We start from the raw sequence: 26,499 nt of genomic DNA on the forward strand, positions 1-26,499 counted from the left end.
ATGCCGATGCTGAAGGCGCTGGGCTGGGTGGTGGCATGCGTGCTCGGTTGGGCGATGCCCGCGCATGCGGACAGCCTGATGTCCCTGCAGGCCACTCCGGTGGCGGCATTGCCCGCCGATGTGCAACCCACCGCGGTGACCTCGGTAGGCGACCGCATCATCGTCGTGGCCGGCGACACCCTGTGGCTGGAGCGGGCCGATGGCAAAGGCTGGCAGGCCCGCGCCTGGCCGACCGGGCTCGGAGCGGGCCGCCTTGGCGCCATCGCGGTCACGCCCGAGCGCACGCTTGCGCTGCTGGCCGATGCCGAAGGCGGTCCCTCGCTGCGGGCAGCGAGGTTGCGACTGGCCGGCGACGACCTCGTCGTTGAACCGCTGGCCGTCCTCCCGCAAGCCCTCGCGCGGGCACATATTGTGGTGAACAACGGCGGCATGCTGGTGGTCGGGCTGGACACGGCCGGCATGCCGAAGATGTTCTCGCGGCAGAGCGATGCAGCGGATGCGCGCTGGTTGGCGGAAGCCGCCCCGCCTGCGGCGGTCGACAGCCTGCTTGCACAGGGCGCAAGCCTGTATGCCAGCGTTGCGGGCGCGGGAAACGATCGCCTCCTGCGCTGGCAGCCCAAGGTGGGCTGGAACGACGTCGGGGCAATCCCCGGCAACGTGGTGCCGGGTGCCGCGCGTGCGATGGGCCAGGGGCACCTGCTGTTTTTCCTGCGTGACGCTGCGCAGGCGCGTGCCGTCACCTGGCATACGGTGACGCGCGCATGGGCCGAGGTGCCCGGTGCCGGCGTCGCCTCCGGCGCGTTCGCCACGCCGGCCGGAAAGGGCGTCGCACTGGTCATTCCCGGCGGCGCGGGCGCGACGCTCTCGCGTGTCGCATTCGAAGCGCCGGACCTGCTCCTGCGCTGGCTGGACTGGGCGATCATCGTCGTTTACCTGGCCGCGATGGTCGGGATCGGCGGGTATTTCTACCTGCGCGAGAAGGACGGTTCCACGTCATCGTTCTTCGTCGGCGGGCGCAGCATCCCGTTCTGGGCCGCCGGCGTCAGCCTGTATGCGACCAACGTCAGCTCGATCAGTTTCATCGCGATCCCGGCCAAGGCGTTCGAAACCAACTGGCAATACCTGACCAACAACCTGATCGCGGTGCTCGGCTTGATGTTCGTGGCGGTGTGGATCGTGCCGCTGCTGCGCCGGCTGGACCTGATGTCGGTCTTCAGCTACCTGGAAACGCGCTTCCATCCCGGCATCCGGATGATCGCCAGCGCGCTGTGCATCGTCACCCAGATCGGTAGCAGGATGAGCATCATCCTGTTCCTGCCCGCGCTGGCGATCGCCTCGATCACCGGCATCGACGTGGTCTGGAGCATCCTGATAATGGGTGTGTTCACCATCGTCTACACCACGCTTGGCGGCATGAAGGCGGTGATCTGGACCGATTTCGTGCAGGTGTTCGTGATGTTCGGCGGCGCCATCTTCGCCATCGCCTTCATCGTCATGCACATCGACGGTGGTGCCGCCCGTGCCATCGAGGTGGCGCTGGCCGAGGACAAGACCAAGCTGTTCGACTTCAGCTTCGACCTCACCCGGGCCACGGTCTGGGGCTTCATCTTCCTGGTGGTCTTCGACGTGGTGCTGACCTTCCCGAAGGACCAGGTGCTGATGCAGCGCGTGCTGTCCACCAAGTCGGACAAGGAAGCGGGACGCTCGGTGTGGACCTTCGCCGCGATCATGATCCCGGGCGGCTTTTTCTTCTACGCGATCGGCACCGCGCTGTACGTGTTCTACCAGGCCCATCCGGAGCGGATGAACCCGACCCTGCCGCTGGACGCGACGTTCCCGCTGTTCATCGCCGCGGAGCTCCCGATGGGCGTGACCGGGCTGATCATTGCCGGCATCTTCGCCGCCGCGATGTCCACCCTGTCGAGCATCATCAACAGCGTGTCGACGCTGGTGTCGGTCGATTTCTACGAGAAGCTGGCGAAGCACCCGACACCGCAGAAGAGCGTGCGCTTCGCCGAATGGACCGGCGTAGTGGTCGGGGTGCTCGGCATCGTGATCGCGATCGTGCTGTCGCGCTTCGACATCCGCTCGCTGTTCGACGTTTCGATCGAGATGGTCGGCCTGCTCGGTGGCGGCTTCGCCGGTGCGTACACGCTGGGCATGTTCACCCGCCGCGCGAACGCGCCAGGCGTGGCGATCGGCATCGGTGCCAGCCTGGTGCTGACCTTCGTGATCTGGACTTTCCAGTTGGTCCATCCGTATTTCTACCTGGCGATCTCGATCATGCTGTGCATCGTGATCGGCTACGTGGCCAGCCTGTTTTTCCCGGTGCCCACGCGCTCGCTGGATGGCCTGACCATCTATCGCGACGCCAAGACGCCCGTCGCCTCGTGACGCGCCGCGTCGTGCCGGGCAGGCGCGGGCTCGTGTAGCCTGCCGCCCATCGCCGCGCGCGTGCGCGCCATGGAGCGTCGGTGGAAACCCAGTACATCCATACCTTCGTGAGCGTGGTCGACCAGGGCTCGATGGCCGCGGCTGCGCGCACGCTCAACATCACCCCGGCGGCGGTCGCGCAGCAGATCCACACGCTTGAGCGCGAACTCGGCGTGCGTCTGATCGGGCGGGTGGGGCGCACCGTGAGCGTGACCGAAGAAGGCGCGCGCATCCTCGAGCGCGCGCGCGACCTGCTGCGCGGGATCGCCGACCTGCGCAGCATCGCGCAGGACACCGCGCTGTCGGGCGAACTGCGGCTTGGTGCCTGCCCGACCGCGCTGGCGGGCATGCTGCCGGACATCCTTGCGCGGATGGTCGAAGCGTTCCCGCAGATCAACGTGTTCATCAAGCCCGGCTATTCCGCCGAGCTGTACCGCGCGGTCGAAGCAAGCGATCTGGACGCGGCCTTCGTGCTTGAGGCACCGTTCGCGCTGCCGAAGACCTGCGCCTGGCAACTGCTGCGCGAGGAACCGCTGATCATGCTGGTGCCGGCGTCGATGGCGCATCGCGATCCGCACGAGATGCTCGCGACCGAGCCGCTGATTCGCTACGACCGTCATCAGTGGGGCGGCCGACAAGCCGACGAATACCTGCGCAATGCCGGCATCGCGCCCAACGAGCGCTTCGAGGTGAACGCGTTGAATGCGATCGCGGTGATGGTGGATCGCGGCCTGGGTGTCTCGCTGGTGCCGGATTGGTCGCCGCCGTGGCCGGAAGGACTGAAGCTGGCGCGCCTGCCGTTGCCGTTGCCGGCCGAACCGCGGCGGCTCGGCATCGTCTGGGCGCGTTCCAGCGTGCGCGTGCGGCTGGTCAACGTGTTGCTGCAGGAAAGCGCCAAGGCAGCGAGGCAGCAATGACGGGTTCGCGCGCTTCGCGTCGCGGGACGCAAGCGTGCTGCATTGCAGCAACAACAAAAACTAGTCTCTGAACATACGCCGCGGCGGCTGACACATGCACGGGTGGCGGCATAGCCTGCGTGGGACAACATGCAGGCGAGGTTTCGCGATCCCGGGAGGGACTCGCCGCGCCGTACCGCGCACCTGTCCTTGTCCACCAGGCCGACACGCCACAAGGCGCGCCGTTCTCCGCAAATGGCATAGGAATGCACCACATGATCAAACCACTTTCCGCCGCGATCGCCGGCATCCTGCTGGCATCCGTGGCTGCCCCCGCTTTTGCGCAGAGCGCGGCAGCCCAGAACGATGAAAAGGACGAGGCCAAGCAGCTCGACGCGGTGATCGTCACCGGCAGCCGCAGCCCGAAGGCGGTCGACAAGATCCCGGGTGCGATCACCGTGGTTTCGCAGGAGGAAGTCGCGCATACCAGGGCGCTGACCGAGGATGCCACCGCAGTGCTGGCGCGCACGGTCCCCGGTTACGCGGAATCCTCGCAAGCGATGAGCAACACCGGCGAGAACCTGCGCGGCCGCGTCGCCCTGCGCCTGCTGGATGGCGTGCCGCAGGGTTCGCCGCTGCGCGAGGGCAGCCGCAACGGCACTTTCACCGACATGGGCATCGTCGACCACATCGAAGTGATCAACGGGCCGTCCGCATCGGAGGGCATCGGCGCCGCCGGCGGCATCATCAACTACATTTCCAAGATCCCGTCCAAGGAGGGCAACGAGTTCACCCTCAATACCCGCTACTCCACCCAGTTCGGTGACGACAGCGGCGGCTGGAAAATCGCGGGTACCTTCGCCAACAAGACCGCCAACCACGACGTGCTGCTGGCCGCCTCGCGCATCGAACGCGGCATCAGCTACGACGGCAACGGCCGCCGGGTGGGCATGAACACCAGCGGCTCGGTCTCGGATTCAACCGCGGACACGATCTTTCTGAAGGGTGGCATGTATTTCGGCGCGGACGGTGAGCAGCGGCTGGAGGCAAGCGTCAACCTGTTCAAGATCGAGGGCCACGGCGACTACATCCAGGTCGAAGGCTGCCGCTTTGATCCGGACGACTGCCCGGTGCCGACCACCAACACCTCGGAGCGCGGCAGCATTGCCGGCTCGCTGGCCGAATTCAACGACTTCAAGCAATACCAGGCGAACTACAGCCACGCCGATTTTTTTGGCGGCACCTTGCTGGTCAACGCCTACAAGGCCGACCAGGCGATGCGTTACCTGCCGGAGAACGGTGCCGACAAGCAGTTGGTGAAGCCAGCGCCGCCGGATGAAGAGCGCATCTTCGATCAGTCGGAAATCGTGTCGAATAAGCAGGGCCTGCGTACGTCATGGACGCGTCCGGACCTGTTCGGGACCAAAGGCCTGGAATTGCGGGTCGGCCTGGACCTGGTCGAGGACGAGGCGCAGCAACGGCTGGCGCTGACCAACCGGTTGTGGGTGCCGCCCATGGACTACAAGAGCTTTGCCCCGTGGATGCAGCTCAGCTGGGACATAGGCCCGGTCACCGTGAGCGGCGGCATCCGCCGCCAGGATGATGAGCTGATGGTCGCCGACTACACCACGGTGGCATTCAACGACGCGGTGGCGGTGCAGGGTGGCGGTGTCGAATACAAGGAGACGCTCACCAACCTGGGCGTGGTCTGGCGCATCGGCGGGGGCTGGTCGGTGTTCGGCTCCACCGGCGAAGGGTTCACCCTGCCCAACATCGGCATCCCGTTGCGCAACATCAATGCGAATGTGCTGCCCGAGAACCGCCGGGTGGACCGCATCGCCGATATCGCCGCAATCGTGGTCACCAACACCGAGTTCGGTTTCAACTGGCGCGGCGACCGCGGCGCGTTCAGCGGCTCGCACTACGACTCGAAGACCGACTTCGGTGCCTCGCTGGCGATCGATCCGATCAACAACGATTTCATCCTGACGCGCGCGCCGAACCGCATCAAGGGCTATGAGTTCACCGGCGAATGGCGCTTCAACGACGACTGGAAAGCGAGCGCGCTGTATTCGCACATGGAGGGCATGACCGCGTTCTGGGCGGACGATACGCGCGGGCGGTTCAAGGCCGGCGAACTCACCAAGCCGATGGGCGTGCTTGACCTGAATCCGGACAAGTTCAGCTGGTCGGTGAAGTGGGGCGGGCTGGCCAATACCGAAATCACCCTTGGCGCGACGCGGCTGTTCTCGCGCAGCCTGTCCGGCAGCGACACGCGCGCCTTCGACAATGCCTCGTACTTCTACAGCGAAAACACCACGGGATACACGCTGTACGACATGTCCGTGTACTACAAGACGGAGCGTTTCGGCAGCTTCACCCTGGGCATCGAGAACCTGTTCGACAAGCAGTACATCCTGAGCTGGTCGCAGTTGCCGGGCTTCCAGAACTACTGGGCCGGGCGCGGGCGGATGGTGTCGATCAGCCACACCATCACGTTCTGATGGCGCAGGTGTTCGGGTTTCACCACGGGGCCGGGCCTCCCACCGGCCCCGTGGTGCGCGCAGGCCGGTCAATGGCCCGCCGCCGCGTGACTGCGTGGCTGCTGCTGGCGGCGCTGGCGGTGCCTGCCGTCGCCCAGGACGAACGCGCGTTGCCGGTCGCCACGCCGGCATCGCAGGGCGTGTCTGCAGAGCGCCTGCAAAAGCTCGACCGTTTCATGCAAACCTCCACCAGCCCTGCCGGCTACCTGGGTGGGGTGGTGCTGGTGGCCCGCAACGGTCGCATCGTCGAACAGGGCGTTTTCGGCCACCAGGACCTCGCGCGTGCCGAACCGATGCAAGCGGACGCGATCTTCCGCCTGTACTCGATGACCAAGCCGATCGCATCCGTCGCGGTACTGGCGCTGCTGGAAGACGGCAAGCTTTCGCTGGACGATCCGCTGTCGCGCTTCCTGCCCGAATTCGCCGATATACGCGTTGCCGATGGCGGCAGCGTGGACGCGCCGCGCTTGCGCAAGCCGGCACGGCCGGTCACCCTGCGTCACCTGCTCACCCATACCGCCGGATTCGCGGCTGGGCTGGACGGCGATGCGGTCGCCTCTGCCTTGCGCGAACGCGCCGATCCGCATGACGCAAGCGACTTGCGCGACTACGCCGCTCGCGCCGCGCGGCTGCCGCTGGCCGCGGATCCGGGTACGCGTTTCGGCTACGAGGGCACCAATACCGAACTGCTGGCGCGCGTGGTCGAGGTCGCCTCGGGCCAGCACTTCGGCGATTTCCTGAAGCAACGCATCCTGTCGCCGCTGCGCATGCGCGATACCGGTTTCGAGGTGCCGCAGGCGCAACGCCATCGCGTGGTCGACATCACCACGATGGGCGACGACGGTCGCCTGCGCATCGCCGACGGACCGAGTGCACGCACTCCCGGCGCACGCCTCAATGCCTACGAAAGCGGGGCGGGTGGTCTGTATTCCACCGCCGCCGATTACGCGCGCTTCTGCCAGATGCTGCTGGGTGGGGGCAGCCTGGATGGCGCGTCGATCCTTGGCCGCAAAACGGTGGAGCTGATGCTGGGCAATCACCTGGCCGGCATCCTCGATCCTCCGGTCAACCAGTACAGCGGCGCCGAGGGCTTCGGCCTGGGGGGCTACGTGGTGCTGGATCCGGTGCGCCGCGGGCAACCTGGTTCGGTGGGCCAGTTCGGCTGGTCCGGCGCGGCATCGACGAATTTCATGATCGATCCGAAGGAACAGCTGCTGGCGATCCTGCTGCTGCAACACTTGCCACGGCCGGAGCGCACCGACGACCTGCCACGCATCGGCCGCAATGTGCAGGCGTTGGTGTACCAGGCGTTGCTGCCATGAGCGCTTGCGCGCGCGGCCGGCATACTGGCGCTTCCCTGATGCCGATGCGAGCGTACGGGCCATGACCGATCCGCACGAGACGCTGCCCGGCGACGACGAACCGCGTCGCGCCGTGGCCACCGAATACAAGTTCTCCCACGTCACCACCCAGCGCTATCTGCCGACGCCGGGCAAGCCGCCAGGCTGGCCGTTCGCCGAGATCGGTCACTGGATGGTCGACGCCAATGCCAGCGCCGACGACTGGGTCGCCGAACTCCGGGACTGGCGGCGCGAGCACCTGGTGCGGATCGGCTTCGACGACGCCAATTACCGCCGCCCCGAACTGCAGTGGGCGCGCAGCAATTTCGTGCATGCGCAGATGATGGTCGAGGATCGCTTCTTCTTCGATCCGGAGGCGGGCCGCTATACCGTTGATCGCTATCTCGATGACCTCGAGGCGCGCTTCGGCGGCATCGACAGCGTGCTGGTCTGGTTCGTGTACCCGAACATCGGCATCGACGACCGCAACAAGAGCGACCTGGCGCTCGACCTGCCCGGCGGTATCGACGGCCTGCGCGGCGCGGTGGATGCGTTCCATCGCCGCGGGGTCAAGGTGTTCCTGCCGACCATGCCCTGGGACCACGGCACCCGCCCGCCCGAACACAACGACTGGGACACGATGGCGCGCCTCGTCGTCGCGGTGGGTGCCGATGGCATCAATGGCGATACCTACAACGGCGTGCCGCGCGCGTTCTTCGATGCCTGCGACGCCGTCGGCCGGCCGGTGGTGCTGCAGCCGGAGTCCACCATCAGCGCGGAAGAGCAGCTGATCTGGAACGTGCAGAGCTGGGGCAAGAAGGCGCCGAACGAGGTCGTGCCGCCGGTGGCCAAGTTCAAGTGGCTGGAACCGCGGCACATGATCAATTACGAAAACCGCTGGGGCCGCGACCGCAACCACGACCTGCAGTACATCTTCTTCAACGGCATCGGCTACAACGCCTGGGAGAACGTGTGGGGGATCTGGAACCAGTTGACCGACCGCGATGCCGAGTCGCTGCGCCGGATCGCCACCATCGAGCGCGCGTTCGCGCCGCTGATGACCAGCATGGACTGGCGGCCCTACGAAAAGACCCTGCAGCGCGGCGTGTTCGCCAGCCGCTTCCCCGGCGAGGGCCGCAGCCTGTGGACCCTGGTCAACCGCCACGAGTACGCGATCGACGGCGAGCAGTTGCGCCTGCCGCACGCGCAAGGCAGGCGCTGGTTCGACGCATGGAACGGCATCGAGCTGCAGCCGCGCATCGATGGCGACGACGCGGTGCTGTCGTTTGCGCTGGAGCCGCGCGGCTTCGGCGCGGTGCTCGCGCTCGATGCCGGCACGCCGGAGGACGGCATCGATGAATTGCTCGGGGTGATGCGCGAACGCGCGCGCGCGCCGCTGCAATCGCTGTCGAGCACCTGGCATTCGTTGCCGCAGACGCTGGTCGAGATCTCGGCGACGCCTCCATGCGCAACGCCGCCCGAGGGCATGCTCGCGATCCCCGCCGGCGACTTCGATTTCGTGGTCGGCGGCGTGGAAATCGAAGGCCAGACCTGGGAAGGCAATGACGTCCAATACCCGTGGGAACCCAACGCGCGCCGCTTCCATCGGCGGCGGATGGCGATCCCGGCGTTCCACATCGACCGTCACCCGGTGACCAACGCGCAGTTCAGGCGCTTCATCGAATCCAGCGGCTACGCGCCACGCGATCCGCACAATTTCCTGCGCCACTGGCGCGATCGCGCGCCGTTGCCGGGCTGGGGCGACAAGCCGGTGACCTGGGTCGGCATCGAGGATGCGCGCGCCTACGCCGCCTGGGCCGGCAAGCGCCTGCCGCGCGAATGGGAATGGCAGTACGCCGCGCAAGGCACCGACGGCCGCGCCTATCCGTGGGGCAACGACTGGCGCGATGACGCGGTGCCTGTTCCCTGCCGCGAGCGCCACCTGCACGCGCCGGATGATGTGGGCCTGCATCCACGGGGTGCGAGCCCGTTCGGCGTGCAGGACCTGGTCGGCCACGTATGGCAATGGACCGACGAATACCACGATGCGCATACGCGAGCCGCGGTGCTGCGCGGCGGCAGCTATTACCGGCCGCAGACATCGCACTGGTATTTCCCGCAGGCCTATCGGCTCGACCAGCACGGCAAATACCTGCTGATGGCGCCCAGCAAGGATCGTTCCGGCTGCATCGGCTTCCGCTGCGTGGTGGATGCGTGATGCGGGGCAGATCCCCGGGGACGGCGCGGTGTCGCCGGCGATGAGCATCGACCGCATCGCGTTGCGCGGGCCGCTGGGCGACGCGTTGGCCGCGAACCTGCGCGGCCGGCTGTCGCATTTCATCGTCGACGAACACAGCCCGGCCATTGCCTTGTTCGCGCCGGAGCTGCGCGCGCGCAACCAGGAAGGCGACTGGTATGGCGAACATGCCGGCAAGTGGCTGTACGCCGCCGCGCGTGCGGTGATGCATGGCGGCGACGCCACCCTGGCTGGCAACCTGCGCCGGGTGGCCGACTACCTGGTGTCGGTGCAGGAAGCGGATGGCTACCTCGGCACCTATGCGCCGGAGCGCCGCTTCATGCGCAAGCAGCCGCCGAAGCCGGTGAGCTGGGACGGCGCGCCCAGCCTGCGTACCTGGGACATCTGGACGCATGCCTATTTGATCCTGGGTCTGGTCGAAGCCAGCCGCGCCCTGCGCGAGGACGCGTACCTCGCGGCCGCGCGACGCATCGGCGACCTCTGCCTGCACGCGCTGACCGATGGCGGCATCGACATCAATGATCTCGGCAATCACCACGGGATGTCGGCGACAGTGCTGATGGATCCGGCGGTGGAGCTGTATTTCGCGACCGGCGAAACGCGCTATCTGGATCTCGCGAAGCGGATCCTCGCGCAGGTAGAAGCCAATCCCGCGCTGCGCTTGTTGTCGCGCGCGCTGGAGGGCGCGGATGCCTCGGAGATCGCCACCGGCAAGGCCTACCAGCTGATCTGGAACCTGGTCGGGCTGGCCAAGCTGCATCGCGCCACCGGTGAGGCGCGCCTGCTGGAGGCCGTGCAGCGGCTGTCGGAGAACATCCGCGCGCACCACCTCAGTTTGGGTGGCGGACCGTGGGGCGGCGCTGGCCATCGCTCGCGCGAGGTATTCAATCCCGCCAACGTGTTCAGTCCGGAAGGCTATGTCGAAACCTGCTCGACCTTCGCCTGGATCCAGCTCAACCGTGAACTGCTGCGCATCACCGGGCATGCCCGCTACGCAGGCGAAATCGAGCGCAGCGCCTACAACGATCTGCTGGGCGCGCAGGCCGCCGACGGCGAGGACTGGTGCTACTACGTGTTTCCGAACGGACGCCGCACGCACACCACGTACTGGCGTTGCTGCAAATCCAGCGGCGCGATGGCGCTGGAGGAATTGCCGGCGCTGGCCTATGCGGTCGACGGCGACGGCCTGCGCGTGCAGGTCTACGGCGCGGGCGAGGTCCACGCCCGCCTGCCAGGCGCCGGTGCGGTCACGCTGCGCCAGGACACCGAATATCCCTTCGCTGGCGTGATCCGGATGCGGCTGTCGGTCGAACGCGAAGCTGCATTCGCGCTGCGCCTGCGCGTCCCCGAGTGGGCCGCCGAGATCGGCCTGCAGGTCAATGGCGAAGCGGTCCAGGTGGAGATCGATGGCGACGGATTCGCGCTGCTGGCGCGGCACTGGCATGACGGCGATGAAGTCGAGCTGGCCTTGCCGCTGCCGCTGCGCATCCACCATGCCTGCAACCGCAACGTGCAGGAGTCGCGGGCGCCGGACGGCAGCCCGGTGGCGCAGGAAGTGCTGCGCCATGCCTATTGCGCGCTGACCCGCGGCCCGCTTGTGTTCGCCACCGGGCTTGTCGACGGCTACAAGCACGACGAAACTCTGCCCGAGATGCCGACGACGGACTGGATCGACACCACCGCCGGCAGCGCCGCGCTCGCACTGCGCGTGCCGGGCCGCACGCCGATCCTGTTCGAGCCGTATTTCCTGGCCGCTGGCCGCCGCGATGGCAGCTGGCGGCTCACGTGGCTGTCGCTCCCGCCAGCCGCGGCCGAACCGGCCTCAATCAAGAATTCGTAGCGCCAGAACATATGAAGCGCGCCTGTTTATCGCCCGGGTCCTCGCGCAGAGTGGCCCCCATGTTCCCCGCATCGGCCTGGCCGGACCACGCATGCTGAGCCCTTCGCCACCTGCTGCTGCAGCGGCCGCCGCCGGTCCCCTGGCCGGCATCCGGGTGCTCGACCTCAGCGCCTACATCGCCGGTCCCTACGGTTGCACGCTGCTGGCCGACCAGGGCGCGGAGGTGATCAAGATCGAGCCGCCCGGTGGCGACAACCTGCGCCAGTACCCGTCGACGCTGGACAAGGAAAGTCGCGCTTTCCTCGGCATCAACCGCAGCAAGCGTGGCATCATCCTCGATCTCAAGAACGCCGGCGACCACGCCAGGCTGTTGAAGCTGGTGCGCAGCGCGGACGTGCTCGTGCACAACTTCCGTCCCAGCGTCCCGGCGCGGTTGGGCATCGACCATGAACGCCTCAACCTGATCAATCCGCGGCTGGTGTACTGCGCGGTGACCGGCTACGGCGAAAGCGGGCCGATGAAGGACAAGGCCGGCTACGACCAGGTGCTGCAGACGATGACCGGCATGTGCGTCATGCAGGGCAAGCGCGGCGGTGCGCCGGAAATCATCTACGGCTCCGTGGTCGACTATTACGCGGCAGCGTTGCTGGCCGCCGGGGTCTCCTCCGCGTTGTACGAACGCGAGCGCAGCGGTCTGGGCCAGTACGTCGGCGTGTCGCTGCTGCGCAGCGCGTTGACGATGCAGTCCGCGCGCATGGTCTGGGCCGAGGGCGAAGCGCTCGACATCGGCCGCGACATGCGGTCCGGCGGTGTTACCGGCCTGCATCCGACCCGCGACGGCTACCTCTACATTTCCGCCAACACACCGCGGTTCTGGCAGGCGCTGTGTGCGAAGACCGGAATGCAGGCGCTCGCCGCGGACCCGCGCTACGACAGCGTGCGCAAGCGCGCCGCGCACGCGGCGGAGATCGTGCCGATCCTGCACGAAGCACTGCTCGCGCATGACGCCGAGAGCTGGGAGCGCATGTTCGGCGATGAGGTCCCCAGCGCCGCCGCGCGTCGTCTGGAGGACATGTTCGACCATCCCCAGGTGCAGGCCGAGGGCTTGGTCGCCAACCTGGCGCATCCGGTGGTGGGTCACTATCGGGGCGTGACCCAGCCGATCCACTTCGGCCGCACCCCGGGTCCGCCGCCATTCGCCGCGCCCACCCTTGGGCAGCACGACGACGAACTGGCAGGCGCCGGCGAGTCGGCTGGCTGACAGCGAGGGCGGTTGCTGCGTCGACGGACGTCTGCAAGGCAATGCGCGCGCCAGTCCTCCCGATGCCGGGTTCATCACGATGAAGGGCAGGATCGCGGTGATGCGGCAAACTGCCCGCCACCAAAGCCAGCCTGATCGCCATGCACCTCGTACGCGCGCTCGTCCTGTTCGCCAGCCTCGCCGTGGGTGGCGTCTCCATCGCCGCAGATCCCCCGGCCGAAGCGGAGAAGATCAAAGTCCCGCTGCCGTGGAAGCAGGGTCAGGTGCTGCACTACCAGGTCGAACAGGTGGAAACCGACACCAGCCCGGGCTCACGCGAGAAATCGATTTCCACGTCGATGATCGAAGTGAAGACCATCGAGGCCGGCAAGGAGGGCTTCCTCCAGCATTGGCGCGGATACGACAACAAGCAGGAAGTGCTCGAAGGCGACAAGGAACAAGCCAAGGCGATCGCCGACGCGATGGAGGGCCTGGAAGACCTGGCGTTCGTCATCGAAATGGACGGCGAAGGCAGCTACAAGGGCATGCGCAACCTGCAGGAAGTGACCACGCGACTGCGCGCTGCGATGCAGCCGGTGATGCTCAAGTTGGTGCGCGAGACCACGACGAAGGCGACCGCTGCGATGGAGCCGGCCCAGCGCAAGGAGGCGATGGACAAGGTCGAAGCCGAAACGAATGCCGTCCTGGATCGCTTCACCGCCCCGCAGGTGCTCGAAGGCATGCTCACCCGCGACATCCAGACCGTGCTGAATTTCACCGGTGCGGAGCTCGAGAACGACCAGTCCTACGCATTGGACACTACCCTGGAAAACCCGACCGGGGGTCCGCCGTTCCCGGCAAAGCTGACGTTCGGGCTGTACGTGGACAAGGATTCGCCGGAAGACGTTTGGCTGGAATGGACCCTGGAGATCGATCCGGTGAAGGGTGCCGTCGCGATCTGGGACACCGCAGAGCGTCTGTTCGGGCGCAAGATCGACGAGGCCGAGCGCAAGACGCTGCCGTTGCAGGTCAGCATCGTCGACAAGGGATTCATCGTGTTCGAGCGCGCGACCGGCATTCCCGAGATGTACCAATACGTGCGCAACACCAAGATCGCCGAGAACGCCAATTACGAGCGTCGCAGGATGCGACTGGTGGAGCAGGCGCACGACCATGAGTGGTCCGACGAAACCCCGCATGCCACCGAGCCGGAGCTGAGCGCCGAAGAACGCGATGCCCAGCTGTGTGCGGACGATGGTGCCGATATCGCCGCGGCAATCGCGGCGTGCTCGCGGGAACTGGAGCGCAAGGATCTGGAGCCTGCCAAGCGCGCCGCGTGGCACGGGCAACGCGGCTGGCATCGCTACCGGAATGAACAGGGCGCGGAGGGTGTTTCGGATTTCGGCAAGGCGATGCAACTCGATCCGACTGCGCATGAATATGTGCTCGGCCGTTCGCGCGCGAATCGCCAGGCGGGTGATTTCGCGGCGGCATTGGCGGATGCCGATCGCGCGCTGGCGATGGAGCCGAAGTCCTCGCATGCACACGCGGCGCGCGGGGTCGCCTTCGAGGGCATGGAGAAGTGGCCGGATGCGGTGGCCGCGTACGGCAAGGCGATCGACCTGGCCGCGGACAACCCCACCTGGTACGACGCGCGTTGCTGGGCGCGTGCAATGGCCGGCGACCATGCGGGCGGCAAGGCCGACTGCGCGCGTGCCCTGGAGTTGGACGCCGAGTCCTGGAACAGCTACAACTCGCGTGGTTATATCGAGTATCGGTTGGGCAACCACGCCGCTGCAGTGGCGGACTACGACAAGGCCATCCAGCACGTCCCGGAGATGGCCTCGTCCTGGTACATCCGCGGCCTGGCCAAGCGCGCCCTGGGCGATGCCAAGGGTGCGGACGCCGACATCGCCAAGGGTCTGGCACTGGATCCCAAAGTCGCGGAACGCTACGCCGGTTACGGGGTGAAATAAGTCGCATGCAACGTCGCCCGGTCGGCATCGCCGCGATTCTCGCGTTGGCGATCATCGGCGATGCGCACTCACGCACGGTCTACCGCTGCGTGCGCGATGCGACCGTCAGCCTGTCCACCGCGCCGGAACCGGGCAGCAAGTGCGAAGCGAAGACGCTCGACGAAAACGCTGCGATGTTGCCCAACCTGTGGGGCGAGCTCGGCGTGTTCAGCGGCACCTTGTACGAATGGAAAGCGCCGGATGGCGTGCTGATCTACACCACCCGGCGCATGCCGGGGGCGACGCCTTACCTCAAGTTCACCGTCGAAACGCCGAAGGGCTCGCCCGCGCATGAAGGCCTGGGCCAGCTGGGCAAGCCGCGGCTCGACGCGCATGCGCCGACGTTCCGCAAGGCGGCGAAGGCACGCAAGGTCGACGATGCCTTCCTGCGCGCGATCGCCCATGCGGAAAGCGGCTTCGACGACAAGGCGGTGTCGCCGAAGGGCGCGCAGGGATTGATGCAGTTGATGCCGGACGTGCAGCGCGACTACGCCGTGACCGATCCGTTCGATGCCGCGCAATCCATCGATGCCGCGGCGCGCCACCTGCGCGCATTGCTCGCGCGCTACAAGGGCGATTACGCACTGGCCGCGGCCGCCTACAACGCCGGCATCGGCACGGTGACGAAATACCGTGGCGTGCCGCCGTATGCCGAGACCATCGCCTACGTCACGAAGGTGCAGGCCTTGCACGCGCGCTATCGCCAGGCGATGAAGCTGCCGCCGCTGGATCCGCCACTGCGCGCGGCGCAGTAAGCAAGCCGCGCGATTTGAGCAGTCAATGATCCAGCGGCCTACCAGCGCCCATCGATACGCTTTGATGCGTTGTAGACGCAGTTGCCGCCCGTGATCGCTCCGGCATCGTCGAGCACGCGAAAATTGCGTGCCGTCTCGCGCTTGTAGGTCAAGCCACGCGAGGAGCCCGTGGTCAGGCGCAACACGCCGGTGCCGGCGTCGAAGGTATAGCGACCGGTGCGGCCGTCGAAATCGCGATAGGTACTGCCGTCCACGATGCCGAAGTACGCGCCGGTAAACAGGCCGACACCGGGCAGGGTGCATTCCCACACGCTGCCGATCGCAAGCGCTTTGCCGCTGTTGCCAGGGCCGGGGCTTGATTGCGATGCCGGTTTCGTCGCCGGTCTGGTTGCCGGTTTTGATGCCGCCGCCTTCGCGGCAGCGGCAGGAACGATATCGGCGGGATTCCACCACAGCTCGCGACTGCTGTCCTCGACCAGAAAGCGACAACCCCATTTTGGATCGAGTTCACCGCCGGTGGCTTTGACAGGTGTGTCGCCGGTGAACCCTTTGATCACGTATCGCTCTCCGGCCGCCGGGCAGCTTGCTGCCAGCGCTTGCCCCGCGAACATCGCCATTCCGATCAGCGGCAGTCCCAGAATTTTCATTGCCTCCTCCACCAACAAGCCAACAAGCAGAATGCCAGGCGAGCATAGCCTGCTTGCGCAAGCCGAGCTCCTGCGCGATACCTAGCCCGCTCCGATTCTTGGGTAGGAGGAAGGTTATGGCTACAGGAAATTGAAACGCCATCTTCGGGCAGTCTGCCGGGCGGACGGCGGTCACGCGAGCGCCCGTCTTGGGCCCGGATCGAAGTCGGCGCGTGGGATTCCGGCCTGGCTGATGGTCCCTGACGCCATCTGCACGAGATCTTGAATGCGCCGCGCGATTAGCCGGTCTTTGCGCGCGCGTGGTTAAGCAAATGTTGGTGTTCATCTTGGCGCGCGGGACGCGTTCAGACGCCACCCGTAAGGTGCGAATCGTGAGTTGCGGGATGCGTTGGCCCTGTCAGCGGCGCATCCCGCAACCGCACCAGACGATCCGTTTTGATCCCCCGCAGAACGAGAGGTATCCCATGCACAAGACCAACAAACTCGCCATCCTGTCCATCGCCCTGGCTTCGGCCCTGGCGGCACCGGCGGCGTTCGCGCAGAGCGCCCCCGCCAATCCGCAGGATCCAACGCCGCAATCGATGCCGCAGCAGCAGCCCACCGAAGCGGTTCCGCAGGCCGCCCCGGCGCAGAAAACCTGGGCCGAACTCGATGCCAACGGCAATGGCTCGTTGAGCGCCAGCGAAGCCGCTCCCATCGAAAGTCTCACCAAGGTGTTCGCGAAGGCCGACAAGGACGGCAATGGCGAGTTGACTGCCGATGAGTACAAGACCTGGCTGGCGGCCAATGGTGGTGGCAAGCCCAAGGCCGGGCAGGGCTGACGCAAGACTGAACAACAACAAGAAAAGTTGAAGGTTGTGGCACGAAGGGCGGCTCAGGCCGCCTTTCGTTTGCCTGCGATTTTTTCGGGCACGTACACTGCGCGCATGAATACGCAACGTAACGGGGGTATCGGTCTGGTCGGTTTCGATGCCGACGACACCCTCTGGCGCAGCCAGGATTATTTCGATGACGCGCAGGCGCAATTCGAGCGCATCGTCGCCGGTTACGTGGATCTGGACGATGTGGCCGGCCGGCTGTACGCCGTGGAGAAGCGCAACCTCGCGCTGTTCGGCTACGGCGTGAAAGGCATGGTCCTGTCGATGGTCGAAGCCGCGGTCGAGATCACCGAGGAGCGCATCAGCGCCGGCGACCTGCATCGCATCGTCGGCCTGGGCAAGGCGCTGTTGCGGCATCCGGTCGAACTGCTGGACGGCGTGCGCGAGGCCGTCGAGACGATCGCCGCCACGCATCCCGTCGTGCTGATCACCAAGGGCGATCTGTTCCACCAGGAAGCCAAGGTCCGCGACAGCGGCATGGCCGACCTGTTCCGCCGCATCGAGATCGTCAGCGAAAAGGATCCCGCGACCTATGCGCGTCTGTTCGAGGAATTCGGCATCGCGTCGCAGCGCTTCCTGATGGTCGGCAATTCGCTGCGCTCGGACATCGCGCCAGTGATCGAGCTCGGCGGGTGGGGCGTGCATGTGCCGTACCACACGACCTGGGCGCATGAGGCCGATGCCAGCCTGCAACACGGCGGCGAGCGCATGCGCACGATCGCCGGCATCGCCGAACTGCCGCAGGCGATGCGTGAGCTGGATGCCATCGCCGCGCGCTGAAGCGGGCCCGCGGCATTGATGCACAATTCGCGGATGTCGCGTCGATCGCTCATGTTGCTGGTTTCCCTGTTGCTGCTCGCCGGCTGCGACGCGGCTCCGTCGCGCGCACCTGCGGCGGGCCGGCAAGCGTCGTCGGCCATCGACCCCGCCATCGTGGACAGCGCGCTGGAGTTCCGCGGACAACGTCCGTGCGTGGATTGCGCAGGCATCGACGCGTGGTTGCGCCTGCAATCGGGCGACGGCCTGCAGCGCTACCAACTGGTCGAGCGCTACCGCGATGGCGGCCCCGGCCTGCGCTTCGAGGACGAAGGCGATTGGACTGCGCAAGGCGACTTGCTGCGGCTTACGTCATCGCAGGGCGGCGAGCGCGTCTACGTTCGCCAGGAAGACGGCAGCCTGCAGGCGCGCGGCATCGATGGCGCGTTGTTGCCGGCGCTTGCCGACGATGTCCTGCTGCCGACCCGATTGGACGATGGGCAGTGACGGATGGCATCGCGACCTTCGGCGGCGGTTGCCATTGCGGGCGCGTGCGTTTCGAGGTCGATGCGGCGCGCGGTTTCGAGGTGCTCGACTGCAATTGTTCGATCTGCCGGATGACCGGCTTCCTGCACCTGATCGTGCCGGCCACGCGCTTCCGCCTGCTGTCCGGTGCGGATGACCTGGTCGAATACACCTTCAATACCGGCGCGGCGAAGCACCGGTTCTGTGGGCATTGCGGGATCAAGAGTTTCTACGTGCCGCGCAGCCATCCGCATGGCTTCAGCGTCAACGCACGCTGCCTGGATGACATCGATCTTTCTGCATTGCGAGTGGTCACGTTCGATGATGGCGATCGCGATGCCGCAACGGCGGCAGTCGCGCATTTGGCCGACGCCTGAGCCAACCAACAAATTCACACACAACATAGTGAATGTTGACGCCGATGCCGCTTGGCGGCATGATCCGGGCAAGGCTGCTCATGCGGTCTGAAAGCCTGGGAGGGCTCCAATGCGAAAGCGCGTGACCACGGCATCCCTGCCGCGGCGATGGTGTCGGGATGTGCCCTTCATCGCGTCGTGGATCGGCCCGCCGGCATTGGAGCATGGCGATGGCGGCGGTTGACCTTGCCGCGCGGGCGGGCGCAGAACCTGCCAGCAAGCCGCTTCCCGGCGCGTGGGTCGCGCTGGCGATGCTCACTTTCATCTACGTGCTCAATTTCCTCGACCGTCAGTTGCTGGCGATCCTGGCCAAGCCGATCCAGGACAGCCTGGGTGTCTCCGATACCCAACTGGGGTTGATCGGCGGACTGTACTTCGCGCTGTTCTACTGCCTGATCTCGATTCCGGTCGGCTGGCTCGCCGACCGCAGCAACCGGGTCAAGGTGCTCTCGCTCGCATGCGCCATCTGGAGCGCCGCCACCGTGGCCTGCGGGATGGCGAGCACCTATCCGCAATTGGTGGTCGCGCGGATGAGCGTGGGCGTGGGCGAGGCCGGCGGCGTGCCGCCGTCGTACGCGATCATTTCCGACTATTTCCCGCGCGGGCAGCGCGGCACCGCGCTTGGCCTGTTCAACCTGGGGCCGCCGATCGGCGCGGCGATGGGCATCGCCTTCGGTGCATCGATCGCCGCGGCCTACAGCTGGCGACTGGCTTTCATTCTGGTCGGCGCGATCGGCATCGTGGCCGCGCTGGTGCTGCTGGTGCTGGTGCGTGAACCGGTGCGTGGTGGCTTGGACGCACCGCGTGCCGATGCGGCATCGACCTCTGCATCCGCCAAGGCCGGTTTCGGCGAAACGATGAAGATGTTCGTGAGTCGCCCGGAGCTGGTGCTGGCCGCACTGGGCAGTGGCGTGACCCAGATCGTGACCTACGGGCTGGGCAATTTCACCACCCTGTTCCTGATGCGCGAGAAGGGCATGGTGCTGGAGGAGGTCGCGCTCTGGTACGCGCTGGTGGTCGGCATCGGCATGAGCGCGGGGATCTTCGTGTCCGGGCGGATGATCGACCGCTTCACCCGCCGCTCGCGCAAGGCCTATGCGCTGCTGCCGGCCGCGACCCTCGCGCTGGCGGTGCCGTTCTACATCGCCTTCGTGTGGGCACCGAGCTGGCCGATGGCCCTGCTGTTCCTGCTTGGGCCCACCTTCCTCAACTACTTCTACTTGTCCTCCGCAGTCACCCTGGTGCAGGAAGAAGTGCGTCCCGAGCAGCGGGTGATGTCCGGTGCGTTGCTGCTGCTGGTGATGAACCTGATCGGGCTGGGCCTGGGGCCGACCTTCGTCGGCGCGGCCAGCGACTGGTTCCGCGCCAGCCATCCGGACAACTCGCTGCAGATGGCCCTGTACACCCTCGTGCCGTTCTACTTCGTCGCCATCGGCCTGTTCCTGTGGCTGGCGCGCGTGCTTGGACGCGGCACACCATCGCCCATCGTCGGAGGTGCCAGCGCATGAAACACCGTCGCATCATCGCAAGTTGTGCCGTGGCCGCGGGCCTGGCGCTGTCGCTGTCCTGCATCGCTGGAGGAGTTTCGATGACGTCACCCGCAAGCGGCCCGGTCGTGGCCATCCAAAGCGGTTCTGTCGAAGGATCGAACGAGGCCGGCCTGCAGGTGTTCAAGGGCATCCCTTATGCCGCGCCACCAGTCGGCAAGTTGCGCTGGAAGCCGCCTACCGCAGTCGCGGCATGGAAGGACGTGCGTGCGGCGAAGGACTTCGGCAAGGCCTGCATCCAGCCGACCACCCGCGCACCGAGCATCTACAGTTCCGATGTCAGCCCGACCGGCGAAGACTGCCTGACCCTCAACGTGTGGGCACCGGATGATGCGAAAAACGCACCGGTATTCGTGTGGATCCACGGCGGCGCGCTGTGGTCCGGCACCAGCAAGGAAACGATGTACGACGGCAGCGCACTGGCGCGCCAGGGCCTGGTGGTGGTGTCGATCAATTACCGGATGGGCGTGCTCGGCTACCTGGCGCATCCGCAGCTCAGTGCGGAATCCGCCGATGGCGTGTCCGGCAACTACGGCCTGCTCGACCAGGTCGCCGCGCTGCAGTGGGTACAGGACAACATCGCCAAGTTCGGTGGCGATGCCGGCAACGTGACCATCGCCGGCGAATCCGCCGGCGGGCTCAGCGTGCTGTACCTCATGGCCTCGCCGAACGCGCGCGGGCTGTTCCACAAGGCGATCGCGCAGAGCGCGTACATGATCTCCACCCAGCACCTGAAGGAGGATCGCTACGGCGTGCCGGCGGCGGAAAAGATCGGAATACAGCTGGCGGCGAAGTCGCAGGTGGTGAACATCGCGGGGCTGCGCGACATCGACGCGCAGGCGCTGACCGACGGTGCTGCGGTGCTCGGCTTCATGCCGTTCGCTGCAGTCGATGGCAAAGTCCTGCCGCGACAACTGGTGGACAGTTTCGGCCATCGCGAACAGGCACCCGTGCCGTTGCTGGTCGGCTTCAACAGCGGCGAGATCCGCTCGCTCACGATGCTCGCGCCGCCGGTGCCGGCGAATGCCGCCGCGTATGAAAGCGCGATCCGCGAACGCTACGGCGACCTCGCCGACGAGTTCCTGCGCCTGTATCCGTCCAGCGATATGCAGGAAAGCATCTATGCGACCACGCGCGATGCGCTGTACGGCTGGACCTCGGAGCGGCTGGCGCGCGCGCAGGCGGCGATCGGCCAGCCGTCGTATCTCTATCTGTTCGACCACGGCTATCCGGCGGCGGATGCGGCCGGCCTGCACGCTTTCCATGCCAGCGAGATCCCGTATGTCTTCGGCACCTTCGACAAGACGCCGCCGCGCTGGCCGAAGGTGGAAGCGGCGCCGCGCGAGACGCGGATGTCCGACGCGATGATCGGCTACTGGACCAGCTTTGCCCGCGATGGCGTGCCGCAGGCGAAGGGCGAGGCCGCCTGGCCGCGTTTCGCGCAGGGCAAGTCGTACATGCGTTTCGGCGATGAGCCGCAAGTCGAGCGTGCGTTGATGCCCGGCATGTTCGAACTGCACGAGGCCGCGATGGTGCGCCGGGCGAAGGCCAACCAGGCCTGGAACTGGAACGTGGGGATGGTCTCGCCGGTCCTCGCCAAGTAACGGCGACTTCGCCGCACGTCTCAGCGCGTGCGGTTTGCCGACTTCTTCGCGGGTGCCTTGTTCGCGGGCGTTTTCTTCGCCGCAGGCTTCGGCTTGGCGTCCGCGCTGCCGACGCCCGGTGCCAGCGAATGGAAGCCGGCGGCCATGAACTTCGCAATGCGCTGTTTGACCGCATTGAAGTCGTCGGAGTGGCAGAGCCCGCCGGACAGGCGGTCGATGCGGCCGGTGCGCGCCAGCGTGTTCATCAGCGCGCCGGTCACGAAGTGGTAGCCCCAGAAAATGTCTTCGTCGGCATGCCCGGGCAGCGCCTGCTTGAGGATGCCGACCAGCTTCAGCACCACCGGGTCGAAGTGCACGTCCATCAGCGCCGCGCCCTCGGGCGTATTGCTGGCGCGGGCACCGAACGCGGCGTAGTTCATCCAGCCTTCGCCGCCCTGCACGTACAGGTCCAGGTCGGTGTCCAGGAACGCATGCAGTGCGCCTTCCACCGTCGGCGCGTCGCCGGCCTCGGCGGCGTAGCGATCCAGCGCGGCCATGCGCGCGCTGCTGGTGACGGCGGCGCGGCGCGCAAACACTTCCTCGAACAGGTTCTGCTTGTCCTGGAAGTAGTAGTGCACCAGCGTGGTGTGGATGCCGACGTGCTGGGCGACATCGCGCAGGGTCACGCCGTGCAGGCCGTGCTTCGAAAACAGGTACTCGGCGGCGTCGAGGATCTGCTCGATGCTTTCCGCGCGCTGTTCCGCCTTGCTGCGGCGCACCCGTTTCTTCAGGGCCTGTGGCATCGGGTCGCTGCGCTCTTCATCGTCCCCGAGTCTAGGCAGCGCACTCCGCAACCGTCAATCGGATGCGACATCCGCAGTGTCTGCCGACATCGCGTCCTCGCGCAGGCGCTGCTTGTCGATCTTGCCGGTGGCGGCCAGCGGCATCGCGGCCAAGGCGAACACTGCGTCTGGAAGCCACCACTTCGCGACCTTGCCATGCAGGCAGGCCAGCATGGTATCCGCGTCCAGCACTTCGCCGTCATGCAGTTCCACGAACAGCACCGGCCGCTCGCCCCATTTCGGATCCGGTCGCGCGACCACCGCGACCTGGCGCACGGCCGGATGACGGCCGACGATGTCTTCCATCTCCGCCGGATTGATCCATTCGCCGCCCGACTTGATCAGGTCCTTGGCGCGTCCGCGGATGCTGAGATGGCCGGCCTCGTCGATGCTGGCGAGGTCGCCGGTATCGAACCAGCCGTCGGCATCGACCGCGTCGTCGCCGGCCAGGTAATAGCGATCGACCACGCTGGCACCGCGTACCTGCAACTGGCCCTCGTTGCCGTGCTGCTCCGGCAACGGCAAGCCATCGGCGTCGATGACGCGCATGTCCAGGCCCATCGGCGCGCGACCCGACCCCTGTGCCTCCGACCAGCGCGCGCCCGGCGGGGCGATGGTGCCAAGCGGCGAGAGTTCGGTCATGCCCCAGCTGGACTGCACCTGCACGCCCAGGCGTTCCTCGATGCGGCGGATCAGTGCCTCCGGGCAGCGCGAACCACCGATCAGCACGCGCTTGAGGTCGGGCAGCGCGTCGCCGGTCGCTTCGACATGGTCGACCACGCCCAGCCACAGCGTGTACACGCCGACCGCGAGGGTGACGCTTTCTTCGCGCATCAGCGTGGCCAGGTGCGCGCCATCGGCATGGCGCCCGGGCAATACCAGTTTCGCGCCCACTGCCGGTGCCGCGAAGGGCAGGCCCCAGCCATTGGCATGGAACATCGGCACGCCGACCAGCACGCTGTCGTCGCGCGTGAGTGCCATCGCCTCGGCCTGCAAGGTGCGGAGTGTGTGCAGGTAATTGGAGCGGTGCGTGTACAGCACGCCCTTCGGCGCGCCGGTGGTGCCGGAGGTGTAGCAGAGCCCGGCCGATGCGTTTTCGTCGAAGTCGCCCCACGTGACCGGCGTGCCCAGGGTTTCAAGCAGGGACTCGTGCGACCACAGGCGCGCGGTCGAGCCGGGCAGCGCTGCATCGCCCGGCAGTGGTTCATCGAGGATCACCACGTGTTCGACGCGCGGGCACAGCGGCAGCAGCTCGCACAGCAGCGGCCACAGGCTTGCTGCAACCGCGAGCACGCGATCGTCGGCTTCGTCGATGATCGTTGCGAGGTGCTGCACGGTGAAGCGCGGATTGAGCGTGTGGCAGACCAGGCCCGCGCCCATCGTGGCGTAGTAGGTCTCCAGGTGATGGCGGGTATTCCACGCCAGCGTGCCGACGCGATCGCCGGTCGCCAGCCCGAGTGCGAGCAACGCCCCCGACAACCGGTTGCTGCGCTCGCGCAACGCGGCATAACCGATGCGATCGACCGCCGTGCCCGGTTCCGCCCACACGATCTCGCGCCGCGGCGCCCAGCGGGCGGCGTGGTCGATGAACTTGTCGACGGTCAGCGCGTGGCGTTGCATCGTGCCTCGATCCGGAAAGCGGCAAACGCACCGGCCGCGTGCTGCGGCCGGCGATGGGCAGTGATCAGAACCATTTGGTCGCGCGCAGGCCGAACTGGCGCGGCGCACCGGCAAAACGCAGGCCGGAGTTGATCGCCGCCACGTAGCGCTGGTCGGTCAAGTTGGTGCCGTACAGCGTGACCAGCCAGTCGCCGCGTTGCCAGGCGATCTGCGCGGTGACGATGTTGCGGCTCTCGATCAGGTCGCCGCGCGCTTCGTTCTGGAACAGCGTGGCCCACTGTTCGGAGACGTGGCTGTAGGTGATGCGCGGGGTGAGCGTGCCGCTGCCGACGGTGAAGCTGCGTTGCACACCGAGGTTGAACGTCAGCTCCGGCGCATAGGTCTGGTCGCGGCCCTTCAGGTCGATGCAGCTCACGCTGACCGGTCCGGTCAACGGATTGCAGGGCAACACCGAGACGCTGCGAGGATCGGTGGCGTAGAACTGGCCGAGCTTGCTGCTCAGCACGCCCAGCCCGGAATCGATCCGCCACTTGCCCAGGTAGGCCTGCACCTGCGCCTCGAAACCATGCATCTTGGTGGTTTCGGGGACGTTGAGTTCGAAGCCGAACACCGGCAGGTCCGGATAGCCGATGGTGACCTGGAAGTTGTCGTAGTTGTTGTAGAAGGTATTGAGCTGGGTGTGCACGCGCCCGTCCAGCCACACCGCCTTCCAGCCCAACTCGAAGCTCTGCACCTTCTCGCCGTCGAACGGCGCGGGTACGCCGAACCCGACCGGCACATTCAAGCCGCCCGGACGGAAGCCGGTCGCCGCGAAGGCATACAGGAAGTGATTGGCATCGACCTCGTAGTTCAGTGCGACCTTGCCCGAGAAATTCTTGAACTTCGCGGTCTGGATCGACTGGATCGGCGTGCCGTATTGGGAAACGTCGATGTTGTTGGTGGTGTCGCTGTGCGCATAGCGCCCACCGAGTTCCAGCTCCAGCTTGTCGGTGATGTTGAAGCCCACCTGGCCGAACAGCGCCGAGGTCTTCTTCGGGTTGGTGCCCTCCAGGCGGTACTCGGTGAACACGCTGCCCGGAGGCGCGCCGATCACGAACTCGCCGGGCAGGAAGGTGTAGGTGTCCTTCTGCCAGTACGCGCCGAGGATCCAGTTGATCCGGCCCGTCTCCGGTGAGATCAGGTTGAACTCCTGCGACCAGATGGTTTCGTCGACCACGTCGCGGAAGATGGTGTTGCCGGTGCTGGTGCCGTCGAGGTCGGCCGCATACGCGGTCTGGCCCTGCTGGTAGCCACTGGTCGAGCGGAACCTGATGCCATTGGCGAAACGGTAGTCGAGCTTCAGCACCGAACGAGTGAAACGGTCGTGCGCCTTCATCTCCGCATTGGCGGTGATGTCGAACAGGTCGTTGGTCGCGGTCACCGGATCGGACGGATACGCGCCCATGTCGAGGTCGTTGTAGTCGGTCTTGAACAGCACCGACAACGCCTCGCTCGGCGTCCACAGCAGGCCAAGCCGCGCGCTGCGCGAACGCAGGCGGCCGTCGCTGCCGGTCCACGGCCCGGTGATGTCCCAGAAACTGTCGCGGTTCTCGCCATTGACCGAGATGCGCGCCGCCAGCGTCTCGCCGATCGGCAGGTTGATCGCGCCCTGCAGGGCCACGTCGCTGTAGTTGCCGAGCTGGCCGGCCACGTAGCCTTCGACTTCGCCGCCGACCACCGGATCCTTGGAGGTGACGAACACCGCGCCGCCGGTGGCGTTCTGGCCGACGAAGGTGCCCTGCGGCCCGCGCAACACTTCAACGCTGGCGATATCGTAATAGGGTTCGCCGGCGAAGTAGCCGGGGAAGGTGGCCACGCCATCGCGATAGGTGATCACGCCGGTGGTGGTCTGGGTGTTGTGTTCGGCCTTGCCGATGCCGCGGATGTTGAAGTCGATGCCCTGGCCGAAGTTGTTGACCGTCGCCGAGGGGGTGGCGAACTGCAGCTGGTCGACCACGCTGACGCCCCACTTCTCGAGGTCCTCGCCGCTGAGCACGGTGGCCGCAAGCGGCGTGGTCTGCAGCGGTTCGTCGCGACGTTCGGCGGTGACCACCACGGTGTCGAGGGTGCGCGCCTGCTGGTCGGCATCGTCCGCCTCCGGCGTTGCGGACTGCGCGGCCGCAGTGCCGCCCCACGTGAGCAGCAGCAACGGGATCGCCACGCTCAAGGCGTGCCTTCTGAAACCCTTCATGAGTCCTCCCTCCCAGGATTCGTCGGTCGCGCGGATTGCGCGAGTGGGCCTATCTGACACCGTCTTTTGTCAAACGTCAATATTCATTCACGAATGAATAAAGATATTTACCGCCCCTGGCACCAGTGCTAGTCTC

General features: G+C 66.5%; 19 protein-coding genes. 15 read left to right on the top strand and 4 right to left on the bottom strand.

Features of this window, described 5'->3' with window-relative positions:
• From H9L16_RS07035 to H9L16_RS07075, 9 genes are all read left to right on the top strand, one after another.
• On the top strand, positions 1 to 2,394 hold the full coding sequence (locus H9L16_RS07035) for a sodium:solute symporter (protein ID WP_187553813.1): 2,394 nt from the start codon (positions 1 to 3) through the stop codon (positions 2,392 to 2,394).
• 80 nt (positions 2,395 to 2,474) lie between these two features.
• Positions 2,475 to 3,350, top strand: coding sequence for a LysR family transcriptional regulator (locus tag H9L16_RS07040; RefSeq protein WP_187553814.1), 876 nt, complete (start codon positions 2,475 to 2,477; stop codon positions 3,348 to 3,350).
• 254 nt (positions 3,351 to 3,604) lie between these two features.
• On the top strand, positions 3,605 to 5,833 hold the full coding sequence (locus tag H9L16_RS07045; protein ID WP_187553815.1) for a TonB-dependent receptor: 2,229 nt from the start codon (positions 3,605 to 3,607) through the stop codon (positions 5,831 to 5,833).
• 71 nt (positions 5,834 to 5,904) lie between these two features.
• Positions 5,905 to 7,194 (top strand): serine hydrolase domain-containing protein, encoded by a 1,290-nt coding sequence (locus H9L16_RS07050; protein ID WP_187553816.1) that lies wholly within the window; start codon positions 5,905 to 5,907, stop codon positions 7,192 to 7,194.
• A gap of 61 nt (positions 7,195 to 7,255) precedes the next feature.
• Complete coding sequence (locus tag H9L16_RS07055) at positions 7,256 to 9,430, top strand: formylglycine-generating enzyme family protein (RefSeq protein WP_187553817.1); 2,175 nt, start codon at positions 7,256 to 7,258, stop codon at positions 9,428 to 9,430.
• Positions 9,423 to 11,309 (top strand): glycoside hydrolase family 127 protein, encoded by a 1,887-nt coding sequence (locus H9L16_RS07060; RefSeq protein ID WP_229796632.1) that lies wholly within the window; start codon positions 9,423 to 9,425, stop codon positions 11,307 to 11,309. The genes H9L16_RS07055 and H9L16_RS07060 overlap by 8 nt, the downstream gene beginning before the upstream one ends.
• Before the next feature lie 91 nt (positions 11,310 to 11,400).
• A complete protein-coding gene (locus H9L16_RS07065) occupies positions 11,401 to 12,570 on the top strand; it encodes a CaiB/BaiF CoA transferase family protein (protein WP_187553818.1) in 1,170 nt (389 codons plus the stop codon).
• Between the two features lie 140 nt (positions 12,571 to 12,710).
• The gene (locus tag H9L16_RS07070) at positions 12,711 to 14,525 is read left to right on the top strand and encodes a tetratricopeptide repeat protein (RefSeq protein WP_187553819.1); all 1,815 of its coding nucleotides are present in this window, start codon (positions 12,711 to 12,713) and stop codon (positions 14,523 to 14,525) included.
• Positions 14,526 to 14,530: 5 nt separating this feature from the next.
• Positions 14,531 to 15,319, top strand: coding sequence for a lytic transglycosylase domain-containing protein (locus H9L16_RS07075; protein ID WP_187553820.1), 789 nt, complete (start codon positions 14,531 to 14,533; stop codon positions 15,317 to 15,319).
• A 38-nt stretch (positions 15,320 to 15,357) separates the two neighbouring features.
• Here the strand turns inward: H9L16_RS07075 and H9L16_RS07080 are convergent, their stop codons facing one another.
• On the bottom strand, positions 15,358 to 15,966 hold the full coding sequence (locus tag H9L16_RS07080) for a hypothetical protein (protein ID WP_187553821.1): 609 nt from the start codon (positions 15,964 to 15,966) through the stop codon (positions 15,358 to 15,360).
• Positions 15,967 to 16,430: 464 nt separating this feature from the next.
• Between H9L16_RS07080 and H9L16_RS07085 the strand changes: the two genes are divergently transcribed.
• The 6 genes from H9L16_RS07085 to H9L16_RS07110 all read left to right on the top strand — a co-directional run bounded on the left by H9L16_RS07085 (position 16,431) and on the right by H9L16_RS07110 (position 21,692).
• Positions 16,431 to 16,787 (top strand): EF-hand domain-containing protein, encoded by a 357-nt coding sequence (locus tag H9L16_RS07085; RefSeq protein WP_187553822.1) that lies wholly within the window; start codon positions 16,431 to 16,433, stop codon positions 16,785 to 16,787.
• 105 nt (positions 16,788 to 16,892) lie between these two features.
• The gene (locus tag H9L16_RS07090; RefSeq protein ID WP_187553823.1) at positions 16,893 to 17,624 is read left to right on the top strand and encodes an HAD family hydrolase; all 732 of its coding nucleotides are present in this window, start codon (positions 16,893 to 16,895) and stop codon (positions 17,622 to 17,624) included.
• A 33-nt stretch (positions 17,625 to 17,657) separates the two neighbouring features.
• Positions 17,658 to 18,107, top strand: coding sequence for a copper resistance protein NlpE N-terminal domain-containing protein (locus H9L16_RS07095; RefSeq protein WP_187553824.1), 450 nt, complete (start codon positions 17,658 to 17,660; stop codon positions 18,105 to 18,107).
• Positions 18,104 to 18,502 carry a GFA family protein gene (locus H9L16_RS07100; protein WP_187553825.1) on the top strand — a complete coding sequence of 133 codons (399 nt, stop codon included), beginning with the start codon at positions 18,104 to 18,106 and terminating at the stop codon, positions 18,500 to 18,502. The genes H9L16_RS07095 and H9L16_RS07100 overlap by 4 nt, the downstream gene beginning before the upstream one ends.
• Positions 18,503 to 18,711: 209 nt before the next feature.
• The gene (locus H9L16_RS07105) at positions 18,712 to 20,049 is read left to right on the top strand and encodes a spinster family MFS transporter (protein WP_223158187.1); all 1,338 of its coding nucleotides are present in this window, start codon (positions 18,712 to 18,714) and stop codon (positions 20,047 to 20,049) included.
• A gap of 80 nt (positions 20,050 to 20,129) precedes the next feature.
• Entirely contained in the window at positions 20,130 to 21,692 is a 1,563-nt protein-coding gene (locus H9L16_RS07110; RefSeq protein ID WP_223158188.1) for a carboxylesterase/lipase family protein, read from the top strand.
• A 20-nt stretch (positions 21,693 to 21,712) separates the two neighbouring features.
• On the opposite strand, the gene H9L16_RS07115 is transcribed toward H9L16_RS07110, so the two are convergent.
• From H9L16_RS07115 to H9L16_RS07125, 3 genes are all read right to left on the bottom strand, one after another.
• The gene (locus H9L16_RS07115; RefSeq protein ID WP_187553828.1) at positions 21,713 to 22,474 is read right to left on the bottom strand and encodes a TetR/AcrR family transcriptional regulator; all 762 of its coding nucleotides are present in this window, start codon (positions 22,472 to 22,474) and stop codon (positions 21,713 to 21,715) included.
• Between the two features lie 54 nt (positions 22,475 to 22,528).
• The gene (locus tag H9L16_RS07120; protein WP_187553829.1) at positions 22,529 to 24,133 is read right to left on the bottom strand and encodes an AMP-binding protein; all 1,605 of its coding nucleotides are present in this window, start codon (positions 24,131 to 24,133) and stop codon (positions 22,529 to 22,531) included.
• Positions 24,134 to 24,197: 64 nt separating this feature from the next.
• Complete coding sequence (locus tag H9L16_RS07125) at positions 24,198 to 26,363, bottom strand: TonB-dependent receptor (protein ID WP_187553830.1); 2,166 nt, start codon at positions 26,361 to 26,363, stop codon at positions 24,198 to 24,200.
• Positions 26,364 to 26,499 lie beyond the last annotated feature (136 nt).

The organism is Thermomonas carbonis, assembly GCF_014396975.1.
Lineage (GTDB): Bacteria > Pseudomonadota > Gammaproteobacteria > Xanthomonadales > Xanthomonadaceae > Thermomonas > Thermomonas carbonis.